At 59.7% G+C, this 16,081-nt stretch carries 16 protein-coding genes; 10 read left to right on the top strand and 6 right to left on the bottom strand.

Annotation, left to right across the window (positions count from 1 at the left end; genetic code table 11):
- The first annotated feature begins 204 nt into the window (after window positions 1-204).
- On the top strand, window positions 205-519 hold the full coding sequence (locus Q1B40_RS22360; protein ID WP_299819883.1) for a hypothetical protein: 315 nt from the start codon (window positions 205-207) through the stop codon (window positions 517-519).
- A 16-nt stretch (window positions 520-535) separates the two neighbouring features.
- Here the strand turns inward: Q1B40_RS22360 and Q1B40_RS22355 are convergent, their stop codons facing one another.
- Complete coding sequence (locus Q1B40_RS22355) at window positions 536-2,068, bottom strand: acyl-CoA carboxylase subunit beta (protein WP_299819880.1); 1,533 nt, start codon at window positions 2,066-2,068, stop codon at window positions 536-538.
- Between the two features lie 312 nt (window positions 2,069-2,380).
- On the opposite strand from Q1B40_RS22355, the gene Q1B40_RS22350 reads away from it, so the two are divergent.
- The 6 genes from Q1B40_RS22350 (at window position 2,381) to mgtE (ending at window position 9,451) form a co-directional block, all read left to right on the top strand.
- Entirely contained in the window at window positions 2,381-3,331 is a 951-nt protein-coding gene (locus Q1B40_RS22350; RefSeq protein WP_299819877.1) for a hypothetical protein, read from the top strand.
- 472 nt (window positions 3,332-3,803) lie between these two features.
- The gene (locus Q1B40_RS22345) at window positions 3,804-5,228 is read left to right on the top strand and encodes a circularly permuted type 2 ATP-grasp protein (RefSeq protein WP_299819874.1); all 1,425 of its coding nucleotides are present in this window, start codon (window positions 3,804-3,806) and stop codon (window positions 5,226-5,228) included.
- A gap of 7 nt (window positions 5,229-5,235) precedes the next feature.
- Window positions 5,236-6,186: an alpha-E domain-containing protein gene (locus Q1B40_RS22340; protein ID WP_299819871.1), complete on the top strand. Its 951-nt coding sequence runs from the start codon at window positions 5,236-5,238 to the stop codon at window positions 6,184-6,186.
- Between the two features lie 30 nt (window positions 6,187-6,216).
- On the top strand, window positions 6,217-7,038 hold the full coding sequence (locus tag Q1B40_RS22335; protein WP_299819868.1) for a transglutaminase family protein: 822 nt from the start codon (window positions 6,217-6,219) through the stop codon (window positions 7,036-7,038).
- A gap of 173 nt (window positions 7,039-7,211) precedes the next feature.
- Window positions 7,212-7,943, top strand: a complete 732-nt coding sequence (locus tag Q1B40_RS22330; RefSeq protein ID WP_299819865.1) for a proteasome-type protease — start codon at window positions 7,212-7,214, stop codon at window positions 7,941-7,943.
- Between the two features lie 83 nt (window positions 7,944-8,026).
- Window positions 8,027-9,451, top strand: coding sequence for a magnesium transporter (gene mgtE, locus Q1B40_RS22325; protein WP_299819862.1), 1,425 nt, complete (start codon window positions 8,027-8,029; stop codon window positions 9,449-9,451).
- Window positions 9,452-9,533: 82 nt separating this feature from the next.
- Here the strand turns inward: mgtE and Q1B40_RS22320 are convergent, their stop codons facing one another.
- Together Q1B40_RS22320 and Q1B40_RS22315 are read right to left on the bottom strand one after the other, a co-directional pair.
- Window positions 9,534-10,307, bottom strand: coding sequence for an ATP12 family chaperone protein (locus tag Q1B40_RS22320; protein WP_299819859.1), 774 nt, complete (start codon window positions 10,305-10,307; stop codon window positions 9,534-9,536).
- A complete protein-coding gene (locus Q1B40_RS22315) occupies window positions 10,307-10,987 on the bottom strand; it encodes an HAD-IA family hydrolase (protein WP_299819856.1) in 681 nt (226 codons plus the stop codon). Before Q1B40_RS22315 ends, Q1B40_RS22320 begins: the two co-directional genes overlap by 1 nt.
- A 433-nt stretch (window positions 10,988-11,420) precedes the next feature.
- On the opposite strand from Q1B40_RS22315, the gene Q1B40_RS22310 reads away from it, so the two are divergent.
- The 3 genes from Q1B40_RS22310 (at window position 11,421) to Q1B40_RS22300 (ending at window position 13,607) form a co-directional block, all read left to right on the top strand.
- Window positions 11,421-12,677: a tlde1 domain-containing protein gene (locus Q1B40_RS22310; protein ID WP_299819853.1), complete on the top strand. Its 1,257-nt coding sequence runs from the start codon at window positions 11,421-11,423 to the stop codon at window positions 12,675-12,677.
- A 97-nt stretch (window positions 12,678-12,774) separates the two neighbouring features.
- On the top strand, window positions 12,775-13,365 hold the full coding sequence (locus Q1B40_RS22305) for a hypothetical protein (RefSeq protein ID WP_299819850.1): 591 nt from the start codon (window positions 12,775-12,777) through the stop codon (window positions 13,363-13,365).
- A 71-nt stretch (window positions 13,366-13,436) separates the two neighbouring features.
- On the top strand, window positions 13,437-13,607 hold the full coding sequence (locus Q1B40_RS22300) for a hypothetical protein (protein ID WP_299819847.1): 171 nt from the start codon (window positions 13,437-13,439) through the stop codon (window positions 13,605-13,607).
- Window positions 13,608-13,637: 30 nt separating this feature from the next.
- On the opposite strand, the gene Q1B40_RS22295 is transcribed toward Q1B40_RS22300, so the two are convergent.
- The 3 genes from Q1B40_RS22295 to Q1B40_RS22285 form a co-directional block, all read right to left on the bottom strand.
- Window positions 13,638-14,657, bottom strand: coding sequence for an RluA family pseudouridine synthase (locus tag Q1B40_RS22295; RefSeq protein ID WP_299819844.1), 1,020 nt, complete (start codon window positions 14,655-14,657; stop codon window positions 13,638-13,640).
- Window positions 14,658-14,787: 130 nt separating this feature from the next.
- Window positions 14,788-15,171: a fluoride efflux transporter CrcB gene (gene crcB / locus Q1B40_RS22290; protein ID WP_299819841.1), complete on the bottom strand. Its 384-nt coding sequence runs from the start codon at window positions 15,169-15,171 to the stop codon at window positions 14,788-14,790.
- A gap of 78 nt (window positions 15,172-15,249) precedes the next feature.
- Window positions 15,250-16,038, bottom strand: coding sequence for a sterol desaturase family protein (locus Q1B40_RS22285; protein ID WP_299819839.1), 789 nt, complete (start codon window positions 16,036-16,038; stop codon window positions 15,250-15,252).
- Window positions 16,039-16,081: the final 43 nt, after the last annotated feature.

Below are 16,081 nucleotides of genomic sequence, written 5' to 3'. Positions count from 1 at the left end.
TCAGGCGGACGCTTTGTGCCCACGGCAGCAGTCCGCTTTTCACCGTCCAAAACAGCAGAATGTGGTTCTGATCACATTTTTGCCGCACAGCCTGCCGCACACTCCCAACATTACCAACTCAGGGAAAGGGCGATGGTCTTTCTCTAGGGCTGGATTGGACCGGAAATTGTTTTCCGGCCTGAAACGGGATCCATGGAGGCCAATATGCGCAAACGCCGTCTTTTCATCGCCGCGCTCGCACTGGCAGGCACCTGCCAGCCCCTAGCCGCGCAGCAGCGTCCCGATCTTCGGACCATGACATGCGCCCAGGCCCAGTCGTTGGTTCGCCAGCACGGGGCGGTCGTTTTCACAACCGGCCAGCACACCTATTCGATGTTTGTCTCCAACATCAGTTATTGCGACCGGAACCAGCAGCTTTTCGTCCAGTACGGCCCGACGCGCGACGCCCGCAAATGCCCCGTTGCCTATGAGTGCAAGGAGCCCCTGTTTCCGCGCGGCGGGTTCAACCGCTGGGATTAAGAAGTGGGCCGATCGCCTAGAGAGGAATGTTGTCGTGTTTCTTCCACGGCATTTCCACCTTCTTTGAACGCAGCAATGCCAGCGCTCTTGCCACCCGGCGACGTGTCGAGTGCGGACGGATGACGTCGTCGATATAGCCGCGCTCGGCGGCCACGAACGGGTTGGCGAACCGGTCCTCGTAATCCTTCGTGCGCCCGGCGATCTTGTCCTTGTCGCCCAGTTCGGACCGGTACAGGATTTCAACGGCGCCCTTCGCTCCCATCACCGCGATTTCGGCAGTCGGCCAGGCATAGTTGATGTCGCCGCGAATATGCTTGGAGCTCATCACGTCGTATGCGCCGCCATAGGCCTTGCGGGTGATGATCGTGATTTTCGGCACGGTTGCCTCCGCATAGGCGAACAGCAGTTTTGCTCCGTGCTTGATAAGCCCGCCATATTCTTGTGACGTTCCGGGCAGGAACCCGGGCACATCGACGAACGTCAGCACCGGAATGCCGAAACAATCACAGAACCGCACGAAGCGGGCGGCCTTGCGGCTGGCATCGGAGTCCAGCACGCCTGCAAGCACCATCGGCTGGTTGGCGATGATACCGACGGTGCGGCCCTCGACCCTGCCGAAACCGGTGAGGATATTCTTCGCGAAACTGCCCTGAATTTCGAAGAAGTCCCCTTCATCGACCGTCTTCAGGACAAGTTCCTTCATGTCGTAGGGCTTGTTCGGATTGTCCGGAATGAGTGTATCCAGGCTCATGTCGAGCCGCTCCGGATCGTCGTAATGAGTAAGTTCAGGCAGGTCCGCCAGATTGTTCATCGGCAGGAAGTCGATCAGCCGGCGCATCTCCTGCAGGGCTTCCACGTCATTGTCGAAGGCACCGTCTGCGATGGAGGACTTGGTCGTATGGACTGAAGCACCGCCCAGTTCTTCCGCCGTGACCGTCTCGTTCGTGACGGTCTTCACCACATCCGGTCCCGTCACGAACATGTAGGACGTGTCCCGCACCATGAAGATGAAGTCCGTCATGGCCGGAGAATAAACATCGCCGCCCGCGCACGGGCCCATGATCAGGGAAATCTGCGGAATGACGCCGGAGGCCAGCACATTACGCTGAAAAACTTCCCCGTAGCCGCCCAGCGCCGCGACGCCTTCCTGGATACGGGCCCCACCCGCATCGAACAGGCCGATGATCGGGGCGCGGTTCTGCAGGGCCATGTCCTGCAGCTTGGTAATCTTTTCCGCATGGGCTTCCGACAGCGAACCGCCGAAGACCGTGAAATCCTTTGAGAACACATAGACCGTGCGACCGTTGACCGTTCCCCAGCCCGTCACCACCCCGTCACCGGGGATATGCTGTTCTTCCATGCCGAAGTCGGTACAGCGGTGCTGCTTGAACATGTCGAACTCTTCGAACGAGCCTTCATCCAGCAGGATTTCAATGCGTTCGCGCGCCGTCAGCTTTCCCTTGGAATGCTGTGCGTCGATGCGGCGCTGTCCGCCGCCCAGCCGTGCCGTCTCCCGGCGCTGTTCCAATTCGGCCAGAACTTCTTTCATGCGGGACTCCCAAATCTAGCTTTCTGACGCCTAGCACGATCTTCCCACGACAACATAGTCAGCACATGGGCTTATGGGGAAACTACGTCCGGTCCGGGAACGAACTCGAAGGTGACCTCCATCACATTCGGGACGAATTCATCCGGATCTCGATCAGGATCCACTTTGCCTTACGTCATTTCTGTCGTAGCCTCGCAGCATTACGCATCATGCAATTTCCTTTTGCACCAATTGATTTCATCAGGCCGTGTCGGCTGAGCATCCGGAAAGGGTCGGGTCAGGCAAGGGCTTCATTCAGGTCGGAGTACATTCATGTCCGGAAAGTTCGTGGTTGACCACTGTGACGGCGCTATCACGCTCGCCCGCCTGCAGTTTTTTGACGTCAGCCAATCAAGCCTCAAAGAGGAACACAAAAACTGGCTCAGGAGGAACGTCGTTCCGCTCTTGAAAGGTAATGGCAGCATAAGCCTTGTGGGACTTTCCAGCAGGAGCGGAAAAGCCTCCTTCAACAAGGCCTTGTCCATGAAACGGGCAGATGCTGTCAGGATCTTTCTCGAGGAAAGCCTGCAATCCAGTTTTCCATTTGATCTGGTCGACGGCCTCGGTGAATCACTGGCCGAGGATATGGGGCAGGAAGACGGTGTGGAGGACGGCCAGTTTCGTGCCGTCATGATTTATGTGCACTCCATTCCGACGCCGCCCAACCCCAAAGTCATCAAGACACCGAAAAAAATGAAGCCCAAACCCAAAAAGGCTTCAACATTGTGGGTCGGCATCGGGGAGAGCCACTCGGGTGATCTCGTCGCGCTTGGGCGCTACAACTGGAATGCGCGCCTTTACCGGGCCAGTGCGGACGATGGCGGGTTTGTCGACTATGTGGATCTGATGGCAGATGGCTGGAAGCTTGGCGGCGGACTTGGCGGAAGCGTCGGTGCGATCGTCGTTGTGGCTCATGGCGTGAAGTCTGCTCACGAATTCAACAAAAAGGGTGAATGGTCGGACTGGGACCTGGATCTCGCAATTGGCGGCAAGCTCGGCGATGTCCTGAAGGGCATCAGAGGCATCGACAAGATAGTCACCACCATGGATAAATATGAAGAACTCAGCCACGCGGCGATCGAAATCACCAAGAACAAGGGGTTCGTGAAAAAGGGCCTTTATACAATTCCCATGCTGGGCGTCGGCACAGGCCTGCACGTTTGGACCGGGCGCAAATATGGCGACGTGTCCGTTATATCGGTCGGCAGAACGAACATGAATTGACATCGTTTCATCCCGGCCAATCCGGCAATGCCCAAGTCAGGCTGCTTCGGGCTGGATTAAAACCGGCCCGAGCTGCACATTGACTGTGCAGACTTCGGCGGCAGGCGTTACCAGTGCCTGATCGAAACAGCCCTCCGGCATCGAGCAGGTCCGGCTAAGCGTCTCGGGTCGCTGCGAGATTCGCGCGGCGGCATGACGTATACCGGCATGCTGCAAAAAAGCGGCAGACCCACCGTATATCTGCCAATGACCTTCCTCGAAATGATCCTGCCGCGCCCCGGCAAATGACATGAGGACAGCGCATGTCAACAGCGACGCCAGAATCGAGAAAGACAGTCAACACAACAGGTTACCGGGACAACCCCTCCCATTTGCCTAGATACTGAGCAGCGCCGCCGTCATATTGCTCTTTGACACGGCATGGATTCTTGCGATGATTGCTCAACAAGCATGCACCTGCGAAGGGGAGGCAATGGCGGACGAACGTACTTTCTTCAATGAAATGCTCGAAGAAACTGGCGAGCCGCGACAGGCATATGCCAGACTTGCCCAATGGCTGGAAGACAAACCCGCTAACTTCCTGACGAAAAAGAGCCGCGATGCCGAGATGGTTTTCCGCAGGCTCGGTATCACCTTCGCTGTTTACGGCGCGCAAGAAGCTACCGAACGGCTCATACCCTTCGACCCCATACCGCGCATCATTTCCGCCGCGGAATGGCGGCGTCTGTCCGCCGGTATAGACCAGCGCGTGCGCGCTCTGAACGCCTTTCTGCATGACATCTACCATCGCCAGGAAATTCTGCGTGCCGGCAGAATTCCCGCCGATCTTATCTTGCAGAACGAGGCGTTCCTGCCGGAAATGGCCGGGTTCACCCCGGCCCGCAAGGTCTATGCACATATCATCGGCACCGACCTGGTCCGTGTCTCCGAGAACGAATTCTATGTTCTGGAGGACAATACCCGCACCCCGTCCGGGGTCTCCTACATGATGGAGAACCGGGAAACGATGATGCGGCTGTTCCCCGAACTCTTCCAATCGCACCGGGTCGCGCCGGTGGAACAGTATCCGGAGAACCTGCGCCAGACCCTGGAAAGCGTCGCCCCCGACCCGGCCAAATCGAACCAGACCATCGTCGTCCTCACGCCGGGCATCTACAATTCAGCCTATTTCGAACATGCCTTCCTGGCAGACTCCATGGGTGTCGAGCTGGTTGAGGGCCGCGATCTTTTTGTCGATAGCGGCAAGGTGTTCATGCGCACCACACGTGCACCCAAACAGGTGGACGTGATCTACCGGCGCATCGACGACGCGTTCCTCGATCCCCTCACCTTCAATGCGGACAGCATGCTCGGCGTGCCGGGCCTGTTCGACGCCTACAGGGCCGGCAGCGTCACCATCTGCAACGCGCCCGGCACGGGGATTGCCGATGACAAGGCCATCTATGCCTATGTCCCGGACATTATCGAGTTCTATACGGGCCAGAAACCGATCCTGAACAATGTTCCGACCTGGAACTGTTCGCGGCCGGACGATCTGGCGTACGTGCTCGACAACCTGGAAGACATCGTCGTCAAGGAAGTGCACGGCTCCGGCGGTTACGGCATGCTGATCGGCCCGACCGCCTCAAAGCGCGAAATTGCCGAGTTCCGCCGTGTACTGGAGGCCAATCCCTCCAACTACATCGCTCAGCCGACCCTGGCGCTTTCGGCCTGCCCGACCCACGTCGCTTCCGGCGTCGCGCCGCGTCATGTGGATCTGCGTCCGTATGTCCTGATCGGCGATCAGGTGCGGATCACGCCGGGCGGGCTGACCCGCGTGGCCCTGAAAAAAGGCTCCCTTGTCGTCAACTCCAGCCAGGGCGGCGGCACCAAGGATACCTGGGTACTTGAGGACTGAGAAATAAATGCTCGGAAGAACCGCCTCTTCGCTGTTTTGGATGTCGCGTTACCACGAGCGCGCCCAGAACGTGACCCGTCTTCTGGAAGTGGGCTTTCGCGGCGCCATCATTTCCCATTCCGGCCAGGAAGACGGCACCCACTGGACCTTTGCGCTGTCCTGTTCCGGGTGCGAGAAAGACTTTGCGCAGAAATACGACGAACTGAACCTGCGTAACGTCGCGTCGTTCATGATCTTTTCCAAGGACAACTCGGACAGTGTGCGCCATTGCCTCGAACTGGCACGCAACAACGCAAGGGCTGTGCGCACCAGCATCACTGCAGAACTCTGGGAAGCCGTCAACACCACCTGGATCGAGTTCAACGAAGTCAATCCGCAGACCATCACCCAGGAAAAGCTGCCGGATTTCCTTGCCTGGGTGAACCAGCGCTCGCATTTGTTCCGCGGCGCGCTGTTGAACACTGTTCTGCGCGATGACGGCTATTTCTTCAGCCAGATGGGAAATTTTGTCGAGCGGGCGGACAACACGGCCCGTATCCTCAACACCCAGTACTGGACCTTGCTGCCGGACAGCGACATTGTCGAGGACGGGTCGGTGGAACGCTATCAGTGGTCGGCGATCCTCAGAGCCCTGGCGGGACGCAGAAGCTACCGTTTCGCCTATCCCAACGCCCGCCTCAAAGCCTTCAATATCGCGGAGTTCCTGATCCTCAGAACGGAAATGCCCCGCTCTCTTGCCCATTGCTACGACTGGATCGCCGACACTGCGGAGGATCTGGCCCAGTTCTACGGCTCGCGTGAGCCGAGCCTGGACCTGGCAGCCGAGATTTCACGCGAATTGTCCGAAATGCAGATGCGCGAAATCTATCAACAGGGACTGCACGAGTTTCTGACGGAGTTCGTCGGAAAAAATAATCAGTTCGCACAGCAACTGAGTGAAGACTACAATTTCGCCTGACCCTCGAACCAAGCAGATCCCCGGTGCCGCATGCGATTGACCGTCAGACACACCACCAGCTATCGATACGACACGCCGCTGGCCAATGCCATGCAGCAGCTGCGGCTGACGCCCGAGGACGGCCAGTCACAAAAGATCGTCGAATGGTCCATCGAAACGCCGGGCATCGAGCGGGCGACAACCTACAAGGATGCCTTCGGCAACCAGGTTCACATGGTGTCCGGAGATGGTCCGGTTCAGGAAGTGGAGATCACCGCCTCCGGCACCGTCGATACGATCGATACCAACGGCATTCTCGGCCATGAACTGGATGCCGGCATTCCGCCGCGCCTCTTCACCAGGATCACTCCGCTGACCCAGTCGAACCAGGCAATCCGGAAACTGGCCAGCCTGGCGGAGGGGCACGACAGGATCGCCGGCTTCCACGCGCTCATGCATGCCATCCGCGACAAGGTCGACTACAAGGTCGGCGTGACGGAAACCAGCACCACCGCCACATCCGCCCTGGCCGCCGGCGAAGGTGTCTGCCAGGATCACGCGCACATCTTTATTGCGGCGGCACGCTCCATCGGCGTCCCTGCCCGCTATGTGTCCGGCTATCTGCTCCTGGAGGAAGAACAGTCCTCCGAAGCCCATCACGCCTGGGCGGAAGTGCTGGTCCAGGGCCTCGGTTGGGTCGGTTTCGACATATCCAACGCTATGTGCCCGACGGATCGTTATATTCGCTTGACGGTTGGCCTGGATTCCCGTTCTGCTGCTCCGATCAGGGGCATCCGTTTCGGCGGACTGGAGGAGAACCTGCGGGTTGAGGTCGACGTAGCTCAAGCCGCCTTGCAGCAGCAGCAGCAATAGCTGTCATCTTCCTTTCGCCAAATACGGAGCTACTGACAAGCCGGAGCTATCCGCGCTCACCCCGGGCAGGACGTTTCGCGACTTTACGTCAGATCAACAGTCGCTCTTTCTCGTGATCCCACCTGAAGACGGGTTGACCCGGCGTTTCGAATTTACGTCAGAAGGGCGATGGAATGACCTATTGTGTCGGTTTGAAACTGGATCGTGGCCTGGTCTTTGCCGCGGACACGCGAACCAATGCCGGTGTCGACAACATCTCCACTTTCAAGAAATTGCATGTCTGGGAGGAACCGGGCGAAAGGGTGATCACACTCGCATCCGCCGGCAACCTGGCTGTTACCCAGGCCGTCATTTCCCTGTTGAGCGAACATATAACCTCGGCGGAAAGTGACCGGGCGACGCTGATGAGCGCCAGAACCATGTTTCAGGTCGCCCGCCTGATCGGCAGCGCGGTCCGGGAAGTCAAGGCGATCGACGGAGAAGCACTCGCAGCCAGCGCGGACAACTTCTTCGTGACCTTCATCCTGGGCGGCCAGATCAAGGGCGAACAGCCGCGCATGTTTCAGGTCTATGCGGCCGGAAACTTCATCGAGGTGGGCGAAGACACCCCCTACCTCCAGATAGGTGAGCACAAATACGGCAAACCGATCCTGGACCGGGTAACCCGTGCCGACATGCGCCTGGGTGAAGCGGCCAAGCTGGTTCTCCTGTCCTTCGACAGCACCCTGCGCTCCAACCTGTCCGTCGGCATGCCCATCGACATGCTGCTCTACAACACGGACTCCTTTTCCACCGAGCGCCAGGTCCGGATCGAGCAGGAAGATCCCTATTTCCAGAAACTGTCCCACGGCTGGTCGGAAAAGTTGCGCACGGCCTTTGCCGAGCTTGAAGAATTCGAAGTCTAGCAGCATAGCCGGCTCAAAGGTCCGTCAGGACGGCGTCACAAAAGCACTTTAAAAGCGGACCGGTCATTCCCGGAGGTTTTCCCATGAGCAATTCCAGTGCCGAGCCAGATCTGGACACCATTGTGTGGACACGGGAGCCGGCCCACAAACCTCTGGACGCCAATGACGCGCCGCTCAGGGCCGTGCGCGACATGATCAAGACCGGCCGGCGCCATCAACTCGTGGATCTGCTCAAACGCTGGGATCCAGCCGATGTCATGCAGCTTCTCACCCGGCTGCGGCTCAAGCATGCCCGCAAGCTGTTCCAGTGGCTGCCGGCCAATCCGTCGATCAAGGTTGTCGCTGAACTGAGCCCGGAATTCCGCTCCATCCTGATGGAGGAATCCACGCTTGAGCAGTTCCGCGATATTCTTGCAGGTCTCGATCCGGAGGATGCCACCGAAATCCTCAACGAGTTCCCCGATGACGTCGCCGACGAACTGATCGCCCGCCTGCCGGATGTGGAAGACATCGCAACGCTTGCAAGCTACGCCGATGACACGGCCGGACGGGTGATGGCACGAAAGTTCGTTGCCTTGCCGGAGGACTGCACCGCTGGCGAAGCGGTGTCGCAGATGCGCGAGCAGGCCGACCGTATCCGCAAGATCTTCACGGTCTACGTCACCGATGCCCATGGCAAGCTGACAGGAACAGTCGAAGTCGGAAAGCTGCTTCTGGCGCCCGGCGAGACGCCACTGAGCGAGATCATGAACCGCGACGTCCTGGCCGTGTCCGCGGACACGGACCAGGAACAGGTCCTGCGCCTTGCCCGCAAACGCGACATGCGCACGGTGCCGGTCGTTTCCGGCGAAGGCCATCTGCTCGGCCGGATTACCCCCAAGCAGCTCACCCGGATCGCTTCTGACGAAGCCAACGAGGACATGCTGCTGATGAGCGGCGTCTCGGCCGAAGCGCGCGCGGACGACACCATCTTCAGGATCGTCAGGGGCCGCCTGCCCTGGCTTCTCGCCGGGCTTGTCGGCGCAAGCGTTGCCGCGACCGTTGTCGGCTCCTATGAGGATCAGCTCGCGGAAGCGGCCATTCTCGCGGCCTTCATTCCCGTCACCATGTCGATGGCGGGCAACGCGGGGCTGCAGGCTTCTGCGGTGGCCGTCCAGGGCATCGCGACCGGCGCGCTCTGGTCGGGCGATATTTTCTATCGCCTGATGAAGGAGTTTTTCGCGGCCCTGTTCAACGGAGCGATCGCAGGGGTCGTCCTTGGCTGCCTCGTCCTGATCGCTTCTCTGGTGGTACCGCTGGAGGCACCCCTTCACCTTGCGCTGGCGACATCCCTGTCCCTGGTGTGCGTCACCACCCTCGCCGCCACGGTCGGCGCGAGCATTCCCATCATTCTCGACAAGATCGGCATCGACCCCGCCATGGCCATCGGCGTGTTCATCACCTCGTCGAACGACGTGCTTGGCGTGCTGATCTTCTTCCTGATGGCAACGACATTTTACCTGGGCTGACGCTCACCCCATTCCGGAAAGCTGGATTTGAATGCGTGGCCGAACGCTCTTGATCGGCATAGGCGAATTATCCGACTGCCGGTCAATCCACTTGCAGGATCAGCACCGCCGCATCGAATTCCGTGCGCTTGTAGGCCCTAAGGCGGGCCGCATCCGCGTCCTCGCCCCAGCGCTCGATGTTGAAGTCTTCTTCCACATGCGCCGCGCTCCAGACACTTTCGGCATCCAGGTGCCCCTCCTTCAGGGCCAGCGCCAGAAGAGCAGAGCCGGTCAGGCTGGTGGCCGTATGCAGCGCTGCAAGGCGCAACGGTGTTTCCGAGCCGATCCGCTGCCGGTAGGCCTTGAGCAGGTCCTCAGGCTGGGGCGCATGGACAATACCCTCGATCAGCACGAAACGACCGCCGAGCAGACTGCCCGCCCAATCGACGACGGGATCCCAAAGGCGGCGCTGCGTATCGACCAGACTTTGGGGATCGTCTGCGCGGTAACACAGCGCATCGGTGCCTGCGAAACGGGTGATGTCGTCGGCGACGTCGCCATGCCGGACCGAAACCGCATCCTGCGCCGAGTTGGCGATCCGGGTCAGCGGCATATTTGCCGGGTTGATCACCTTCTCCTGCGCCATCCATTCGGCCGCGACCGCCGCGCCGATTGTCTCGTTCGGCAGGAGCAGCGTTGTCTTGCCCGGCGTCTTGACCGGCCGGCCGTCGAGGTGAATGGCAAAGCCGCCCTCGGCGGGTTCATGGGTCGCTTCCTTGTAGAAGCGCTTGGGCAGTTCGCGCCGGGAAAACTCCCGCGCCCGCTGTTCCGGATCCCGTGCGGCGTCTTCCTGCAGAACTTCAAAAAAATCGCTCATCAGATTGATACCTCGGAGAATTGAAGAATTTCGCTCAAGGCAGGATCGAGATCCTCGAACCCCTGAATGATCCGGTTCGCCCCGCCTTCCGTCAGTTGCGCATGGTCGTGATATCCCCAGGTGACACCGACGGCATGCGCTCCGGCAGCCCGTGCCATCGCCATGTCGAAGCCGGTATCGCCGATCATCAGTGTACGATGCGGTTCCACACCCGTCTCCGCCATCGCCCTGAAGATCATGTCGGGATGAGGCTTGGACGGCGAGGTGTCGGCCGTCTGGATCGTCACGAAACGGTCGTGCATTCCATGGGTGTCCTGCATGTGTCTGACGCCGCGCATCGCCTTGCCTGTCGCGATGCCGAGCAGGATGTCGTCCTGTCCGTGCAGTCTCTCCACGGCTTCCCTGGCGCCCGGATAAAGCGGGTCGATATCGAGCCCCAGTCCGCGCCGGGAGATCTTGGATGTCCTGTAGGCGTCCGCCATCGCCGGAACCTTGTCCGCATGCGCTTCCCCGACCAGATCCGCAAAGGCTTCCTCCAGCGACCGCCCGACAATCGACAGGGCGGTTTTCCGGTCGGGCATGGGCAGACCGACCGCCTCGAACCCCACCTGCAGACCGTGCAGAATGGTGTTCTGGCTGTCCACCAGCGTTCCGTCGACGTCAAAAATGATCAGATACATGGGAGCTCAACCTGTGCTTAGAGCCCGCATGTGCCGGTTTTTGGCGCTTTGGTCAAGGCTTTGCGGCACCACCAACCGGTCGCAACGAAAACCATTTTCTCGGCAAAAAAATCCCCTCGTCCGCCCACTGCCCGCTGAAATCCACAGCTTGCGGCATATGGACCGGTTATTTCTGGATATCGCCGATATGACCGGTGCGCCCGAAAATCGCCTCTTTAAGGTGGTTTTCGACCACAGGCCGGTGTCGTACCGGTTCGTAAACACGTTGGTTACCATGTTTTGCGATATTGGTGACTTCGGGTGGGCATGATCGTTTGGGGCAAGCTGGCTCCCACAGAAATATGGATACGGACCGCTGTCGCAAGACTGCGGGCATAAGATTGGTTTTGCCTGAATGCAGCAGAAAAACAAACGGATTGGTGAAGACAGCCGGATGGCAAACCCCAAGAAACAGCGGACTTTCTATGCGCTCCTCGCCGGATCGACGCTGCTTATCGCCGGCTTCGCCGCATCCGCGGTCTTCCTCGGCCCTGCCCTGACGCCCGAAAATTTATCACCATTGGCTGCAAAGTCCGAAACGCTGACTTTGGCCCATGTCACCACCGAATTGCCCGCCTCCGCCGGCCTCCCTGTGAGTGTGGCGGCAGCAGTCGAGACAGCCAAATTCGCAAAATCGCCTGCAGCGATGTCCGTTCAGGCGGAAGCCGCCGAAGCCGCACTCCGGCAACAGGCAGAGGACGCCCTCGCCGAAGCCCGGCGCACGGCCAAAAACGCGCTCGCGGCAAAACTTGCCAAGCTCAAGCTCACCCGCACGCTCCTCGCCGCGAAGGCCAGAAGGACGCCCGCGGCGGACAAACCCGCTCCCGTGCAACGCGCCTTCGCCGAAGCGCCTGCGGCGGCCCTGTCACCAGTCCTGCCGAAAAGCCTGGCCGCCAAGCCCGCTGAAACCTCGCCGGAAACAGCTTCCGAAGTCGAGGTGGCCTCGCTTGACCCGCAAGCCTCCCGATCCCTGGTCGAGACTGCAGGTCCAATCAAACCGGGAGCCATACCGACCCGTCTACCCGGCGTGAAACCCGAGATTGTTCGCAGCACGAAGCCTTCGGTTTCGAAACCTGTCGCGACAAAGCCCAGGCGGGAAAAGCCCTCTGAAACCACTCCTGTTCTGGCCTATGCGACGCCCGGAAATCCGGAAGAAGATGAAAACGGCGTCTTCAGCGGTCTCGGCAAACTGTTCGGCGGCGGCAAAGGCGGATTGCCGGGTGCGAACAGCAAGGTTGCGGTCTACGACATCAGCGCGGCGACGGTCCACATGCCGGACGGCACCAAACTCGAAGCCCATTCGGGTATCGGGGCCAAGATGGACAATCCGAAATACGCCTATGTGAAGAATTACGGGCCGACGCCACCGAACATCTACAAGCTGCGCATGCGCGAGCGGCTTTTCCACGGGGTCGAAGCCATCCGCATGCTGCCGCACGACCGGGCGGCGATGAAGGGCCGCGACGGAATGCTGACGCATACCCGGCTGCTGCGCCGGTCCATCGGCTCTCATGGCTGCGTCGCCTTCAAGGATTACAACAAGTTCCTGAATGCCTTCAAGGCCGGCAAGGTCAAGACCCTGATCGTTGTTCCCTCCATGGAAAAGCTGCCGACGTACATGGCAAAGCTTCAGCGGAGCACCGGCGCCTGATCTTCTCCCTCCGGTTTACCCGGACTGCCTCTGTGCTAATGTTACAGCGCTGATCCATCCTGTTTTTACGGAGGCAAAGGTGCATATTTTATCCTGTTTGAATTATTTTAAATTCATCGCAATCGCAGTCGTCACGGTCACGGCCGGCGGGCTTTCCGCGCACGCCGGCTGCAAGGAAGACATTCAGGCCATGATGAAAGCCGGTGAGACGGCGGAGAACTACAAGCTGCTTGTCGAATTGGGCATGGGCGGCCAGGTCGTCCAGAACAGCGAGCAATATTACCGGGACTACAGCCATTTTTACCAGATCATCAAGCAAACCGGCGTCCACTGGCTTGTCCTCGGCGATCAGGAGTACACCTCGAGCGACGGCAACACCTGGACTGCCAGTCAGAAGCGTGAGGCGGACTGGCTTGAAAAGACCTTGGAGCGGAACGCTGAAACGCGTGCTGCGATCAAGGACGTCTCGTGCACGACGGAAATGCTCGACGACAAGACCTTCACCACCTACCGGTACACGCAGTCGACAACACTCCCGGTCGAATCCACATCCGTTGTCACGCTTTGGGTCGATCCGGAGACCTCTCTCCCGCAACAGCGTCACATGAAGACCCTGGTCAGCGGACAGGAGATCGAGACAACGACCCGTTACCAGTGGCTGGATGCGCTGGAACTGCCAACGCCGTAGGCGAACTCCTCGACATCACGTGCAACAAGGGTTAAGGGAACGGCCATGGCCATCACTTCCCGGATCCGCCCTTGACCAAGATTCTCATGCTGCTGCTGCTCCTGGTCGCTACGGTTCAGGTCATCAAACCGCTCGGCTGGCCGGGTCTGAAGAAGCGTTCCGACGCATGGAAGCTGGTTGCCGGCGTCGTGGCCGTCACCTTCGTCTCGGTGATCCTGAGCGCCGCGTTTCAGGGGTTCTAGGCTTCCAGGCCTGGTTCTGAGGGCAGAAACCTATCGCTTGATCAGCGTTTCATCCGGATCGTCCGCTTCCGGATCGTAATCCTTGGCATTGAACCCCAGAAGGTTCCAGGTCTGCTGCATATGCGGCGGCAGCGGCGCGGAGACGTCGATCGCACCATGTCCCGAGGGATGCGGAATAACGATCCTGCGGGCGAGCAGGTGCAGCCGGTTCTGGATGCCGCCCGGCAGCTCCCAGTTCTCGATATTGAAATATTTGTCGTCACCGATGATCGGATGGCCGATATGGGCCGCATGGGCGCGCAGCTGGTGCGTCCGTCCCGTGACCGGCTTCATGGTCACCCAGGACAGTTTCTGGGCGGATTTCTCGAAGACCGAATACAGCGAGACGGCGTGCTGGGCTTCGTCGTCGCCCTGACGGACAACCTGCATCCGCTCCTCGTCGTCATTGCGGGCAAGAAAAGTCGAAATCCGGCCCTGATAGGGCTTGGGAACGCCGGCCAGCATCGCCCAGTAGATCTTGCGGGTGTTGCGGTGGCGGAAGGCCTTGGTGAGCTCCTGCGCCGCCTGACGGGTTCGGGCCACCAGGATGATGCCGGAGGTTTCGCGGTCGAGACGGTGCACGAGGCGCGGCTTGTTGCCCTTGGCGTCGGTGAAAGCGTCGAGCATGCCGTCCAGATGGCGGCTGAGACCGGACCCGCCCTGCACGGCAAGACCTGCCGGCTTGTTCAGGACCATCACGTGGCTGTCCTCGAAGAGGAGCATGTCCTCGACCGCCTTGCGGTCGTCGGACGTCAGTTTGGTGGACTTCGGCCGAGCATTCTTCTTGTCGTCCGCGCGCAGTTCCACGCCGAGCGGCGGGATACGGATCATCTGCCCCTTGGCGATACGGGTATTGGATTCGGCGCGCTTGCCATCGACCCGCACCTGTCCGGTCCGCAGCAGCTTCTGCAGATGACCGAAGCCGAGCCCCGGATAATGGCTTTTGAACCAACGGTCCAGGCGCATGCCCGCCTCATCGGCGGTCACGTGTTTCTGTTCAATCGCTGACATGTTGTTCTCAAATTCGGCAGCTGGACACTGATTCAGGTCCGGCGCATCCCACAGCCCCGCGCCTGAAGGCACCGGGTGAAAAATCGTTCCGGAGCGTATAGGCGGAATTGCTGCGAAATGGAAGGAAAAGTTAGGATCCGACCTGACGCATGATCATCAGCCCGGCAAAGACGGCAACGATCGACACGAGCACCGAGGCGGCCACGTAGATCAACGCCAGATGCGTATCGCCGCGTTCCCAAAGAACGGCGGTGTCCAGAGAAAAGGCCGAAAAAGTGGTGAAGCCGCCCAGGATACCGGTCGCGAAGAAATAGCGCAGCGGCTGCAGCCCCCCGGTCTCATGATTGACCAGCCAGCCGATGAAGAGCCCCATCACCAGCGATCCGATGATGTTGACGCTGAGCGTGCCGACGGGAAATCCCGTTCCGAACAGCCTGAGCGTCGCCAGCGACACCAGATGCCGCCCGCCCGCACCCAGCCCGCCGCCGAGCATCACAAGAAGAAGATGATACAAACCGCAGTCCGCCCCTGAACCTTCGTCGATATCCCGGTTTTGCCGTCAGGCGTCGCTCCGGGGTGACAAATCAAGCCTCTATTCCCCAGGAGCCACGGATTTCGCAGCGTCGCCCTGCCCCATCTCCTCGAACACCTTGACCTGTTCGTCATATTTCGGATCGATGGTGCCGCAGACACGGTCCCAGAAGGAAAAGAAATTGGCGTAATTGTAACGGAAACGGGAATGATGCTGATCGTGGAAGGTCACGCAGACCATCGGCGAAGGCATGCGCGACATCGGCGACGCCCAGAACTCGAAGCCGGAATGGCCGATGGTGCCGTTGAAGTGATCCCACAGACGATGGACGATCAGAACCGGGATCGGGATCGGCAAGATGATTACCGCCCACAGATAGTAGCTCTGCATCACGAATGCGTCGATCAGGTCGTCCGAATATGTGCTCCAGACAGTCGGAGCGACGGAACGGTGATGCTCGGCATGAAACCGGTACATCATCTTCGTGTGCATGAAGCGGTGACCCCAGTAGAACCAGGTGTCGAACGCGACGATGGAGACCGCGAACATCAGGAGCGCGGACCACCAGGAAAGCTCCAGCGGAGACACAAGTGTCCAGCCCTTCAGCGACAGGAAGATACCGCCGGCAAGACATCCAGCCGTCACCGTCAGGGAGAGAACGCTCGCGCGGATTTCCTTCCACATGCGTTTTTCGCCGCGCCGGTTCTGCTGGATCCGGCGCTCCGGATGGCGGTTCTGGATCTGGATCAGCACCCAACCGGTCGCGAAATACAAAAACACATTGATCGCGTAGACGGCCGCGTAAATCGGCAGAAATTCGAGCAGAACGGAGAGTGCCTGATCCAGCATGATTTTCCTTTAAGTCCGTTTGCAGGTTGGCTGACACAGCGTG

This window comes from uncultured Roseibium sp. (assembly GCF_947496995.1).
Classification (GTDB): domain Bacteria; phylum Pseudomonadota; class Alphaproteobacteria; order Rhizobiales; family Stappiaceae; genus Roseibium.
Note: the sequence above shows the minus strand (reverse complement) of the source record. Positions and strands in the feature narration are given on the sequence as shown.